Genomic DNA, 327 nt, shown 5'->3' on the forward strand with positions numbered 1-327 from the left:
CTTTAACTTTATTCAATTCATCATTTAATGCATCAAGAGCTGCTTGTTTTGCGGCTGCATCTTTAGCATCTTGATCTTTTTTAGCTGCAACAGTGTTATCTAAATCAGTTTGAGCTGTATTAACCGCATCTTGTGTTGCGTTGTCATCAGCTTGAACTGTTTTCGCTTTATCTAATGCATCTTGAACTGCTTTATCTTCAGTATCAGCTGGATTTAATGGTAATGCTTCAGCTGTTTTAACTGAATTATTTAAATCGTCTTTATTAGCTTTTGGAACTAAAGCATTTTGAGCGTCTTTCAATGCTTTTGTTGCGGCATTGATTTCTT

At 34.9% G+C, this 327-nt stretch carries 1 protein-coding gene; it reads right to left on the reverse strand.

The genetic code is table 11. From position 1 onward, the window contains the following. Positions 1 to 327 (reverse strand): hypothetical protein (locus tag HMPREF2846_RS14495; protein ID WP_218086527.1); only part of this gene is annotated, 327 nt, incomplete at both ends.

This window comes from Staphylococcus sp. HMSC056G08, from assembly GCF_001812305.1.
Lineage (GTDB): Bacteria > Bacillota > Bacilli > Staphylococcales > Staphylococcaceae > Staphylococcus > Staphylococcus simulans.